We start from the raw sequence: 2,979 nt of genomic DNA on the forward strand, positions 1-2,979 counted from the left end.
CCGCGGCGTGTGGATGCCGGGCTCGCTGGAGGAGGCCGAGCGCATCGCGACGGAGCAACTCGACGCCGGTGTGCCGATGATGGCCGAGGCGCGGGTGCCGTGGACCCGGGAGCTCTCCGCGCTCGTCGCCCGCTCGCCGTTCGGCCAGGGAGCGGTGTGGCCCGTCGTGGAGACGGTCCAGCGCGACGGGATCTGCGCGGTGGTGGTGGCACCGGCCACCGGGCTGCCCGACGATCTCCGCTCCGCGGTCCAGGCCACCGCCCTGCGCCTGGCCGAACACCTCGACGTCACCGGGGTGATGGCGGTCGAACTCTTCGAGGTCACCGGTTCCGACGGCCGCCCGGGTGTGCTGGTGAACGAACTGGCGATGCGACCGCACAACTCCGGACACTGGACCATGGACGGAGCCACCACCAGCCAGTTCGAGCAGCATCTGCGGGCCGTTCTCGACTATCCGCTGGGTTCCACCGTCCCGACGGCCCCCGTGACCGTGATGGCCAACGTGCTCGGCGCGGCCCGTGCCCCGGAGATGAGCATGGACGAGCGGGTGCACCACCTCGGGGCCCGGTTCCCGCACGCCAAGGTCCACCTCTACGGGAAGTCCGAGCGGCCGGGACGCAAGATCGGGCACGTCAACGTCCTCGCCGACCCCGGGGTCGACCCGGATGACGCCGACCAGGTCGCCACGGTCCGCGCGGTGGCCGAGCACGCCGCCCACTGGCTGTCCCACGGGGAATGGGCCGACGGGTGGGACCCCCACACGGGGGCACCGGTCGGCGACTTCGACCGCTGACGCCACCCCCTTCGACGAAAGGCACCACCATGACCGCACCACAGGGCGGGCCGCAGGTCGGTCTGATCATGGGCAGCGACTCCGACTGGCCGACGATGGAGGGCGCGGCGGAGGCGCTCGCCGAGTTCGGGATCCCCTTCGAGGTGGGCGTCGTCTCGGCCCACCGGACCCCGCAGAAGATGCTGGACTACGCCCGCTCGGCCGCGGGCCGGGGTATCCGGGTGGTGATCGCGGGTGCCGGCGGGGCCGCGCACCTGCCGGGGATGGTCGCCTCCGCCACCCCGCTGCCGGTCATCGGTGTCCCGGTGCCCCTGAAGCACCTCGACGGCATGGACTCGCTGCTCTCGATCGTGCAGATGCCGGCAGGGGTGCCCGTGGCCACCGTGTCGATCGGCGGGGCCCGCAACGCCGGGCTCCTGGCGGTCCGGATCCTCGCCGCCTCCGACCCGGAGCTCCGGTCCCGGATGGAGGGTTTCCAGGCCGAGCTGGAGGCGATGGTGGAGCGCAAGGACGCCGCGCTGCGCCAGAGCCTCCTGGGCTGATCCGCCCCGTCCTCCGCGGCACCGTCCGCCCCGCCCGGGAGGCCCGCCGCCCGGGCGGGGCGGGCGGTGCCCGACTGGTAACTTGGATGGCCGGGCGCGGCACGTCAGACCCCGCGGCGATATCGACGGTGAAGGTGCGTCGTCGGCATCGCCGGGAGGTGCCCCGGACGGTGTCCGCCGCGCGATCAGCACCGACGATTCCCTCTTGGAGGACCGCACATGTCCGGTAACCCCGACTTCGACCTGTACCAGCCCGCGGAGGAGCACGAGGAGCTCCGCGCGGCGATCCGTGCCCTCTCCGAGAAGGAGATCGAGCCGCACGCCGCGGACGTCGACGAGAACGAGCGGTTCCCGCAGGAGGCGCTCGACGCGCTCAACGCCTCGGGCTTCAATGCGGTCCACGTGCCGGAGGAGTACGGCGGGCAGGGCGCGGACTCTGTCGCGGCGTGCATCGTCATCGAGGAGGTCGCCCGCGTGTGCGGTTCGTCCTCGCTGATCCCGGCCGTGAACAAGCTCGGCACGATGGGCCTGATCCTGGCCGGAGGTGAGGACCTCAAGCAGCAGGTCCTGCCCGGGATCGCCGAGGGCGCGATGGCCTCGTACGCCCTGTCGGAGCGCGAGGCCGGGTCCGACGCCGCGGCCATGCGCACCCGCGCCCGCCAGGACGGCGACGACTGGATCCTCAACGGCGGCAAGGCGTGGATCACCAACGGCGGCAAGTCCACCTGGTACACCGTCATGGCCGTGACGGACCCCGAGAAGGGCGCCGGCGGCATCTCCGCGTTCATGGTGCACGCCGACGACGAGGGCTTCGGCGTCTCGAAGACCGAGAAGAAGCTGGGCATCAAGGGTTCGCCCACAGCGGAGCTGTACTTCGAGAACGTCCGCATCCCGGGTGATCGGATCATCGGCGAGCCGGGCACCGGCTTCAAGACCGCGCTGCAGACCCTGGACCACACCCGCCCGACCATCGGCGCCCAGGCCGTGGGCCTCGCCCAGGGTGCGCTCGACGCGGCGATCGCCTACACCAAGGAGCGCAAGCAGTTCGGCAAGGCGATCTCGGACTTCCAGAACACCCAGTTCATGCTCGCCGACATGGCGATGAAGGTCCAGGCCTCCCGTCTCATGGTGTACACGGCCGCCGCCAACGCCGAGCGCGGCAGCGCGCCGGGTGGGCAGAAGCTGGGCTTCATGGCCGCGGCGTCCAAGACGTTCGCCTCGGACGTCGCGATGGAGGTCACCACCAACGCCGTGCAGCTCTTCGGCGGCGCGGGCTACACCCGCGACTTCCCGGTCGAGCGCATGATGCGCGACGCCAAGATCACCCAGATCTACGAGGGCACCAACCAGATCAACCGCATGGTCATGGCGCGTCAGCTCCTGGGCTGATCCTCCGGGCACCGGCCCGCCGACCTGCACACGAGAGCCGCCACTTCCGACCGGGGGTGGCGGCTCTCGACGTGGATGCACGGCCGCGGGGTGGCGCGGTGCCGCGGCGCCGGGCCGTCAGAGGGTGAGGGTGGTCCGCTCCGTGGTGGCCACGTCCGCGACCCCCGGTGCATCCGGGTCCGATCCGGTGACGAGGACGGCGGAGCCCCCCGAGGCGAGGATCCGGGCGAGGACGCCCACGACGTCGTCCCGCTC

3 protein-coding genes are annotated in these 2,979 nt (G+C 72.0%); all 3 read left to right on the forward strand.

Going from position 1 to position 2,979, the window contains the following annotated elements:
* Positions 1–793: 5-(carboxyamino)imidazole ribonucleotide synthase (locus G6017_RS12855; protein WP_182617690.1), on the forward strand; the 793-nt coding region annotated here is incomplete at its 5' end.
* A 29-nt stretch (positions 794–822) separates the two neighbouring features.
* Positions 823–1,335, forward strand: coding sequence for a 5-(carboxyamino)imidazole ribonucleotide mutase (gene purE, locus G6017_RS12860; protein WP_179524768.1), 513 nt, complete (start codon positions 823–825; stop codon positions 1,333–1,335).
* A gap of 219 nt (positions 1,336–1,554) precedes the next feature.
* Positions 1,555–2,724 (forward strand): acyl-CoA dehydrogenase family protein, encoded by a 1,170-nt coding sequence (locus G6017_RS12865; RefSeq protein WP_179524769.1) that lies wholly within the window; start codon positions 1,555–1,557, stop codon positions 2,722–2,724.
* Positions 2,725–2,979 lie beyond the last annotated feature (255 nt).

This window comes from Dietzia sp. B44 (assembly GCF_014145245.1).
Taxonomy (GTDB): Bacteria; Actinomycetota; Actinomycetes; order Mycobacteriales; family Mycobacteriaceae; genus Dietzia; species Dietzia natronolimnaea.

What these genes read in the sequence shown, in the direction of transcription:
- purE (WP_179524768.1), top strand. Translation starts at nt 823, where the DNA reads ATGACCGCACCACAGGGCGGGCCGCAGGTCGGTCTGATCATGGGCAGC.
- G6017_RS12865 (WP_179524769.1), top strand. Translation starts at nt 1,555, where the DNA reads ATGTCCGGTAACCCCGACTTCGACCTGTACCAGCCCGCGGAGGAGCAC.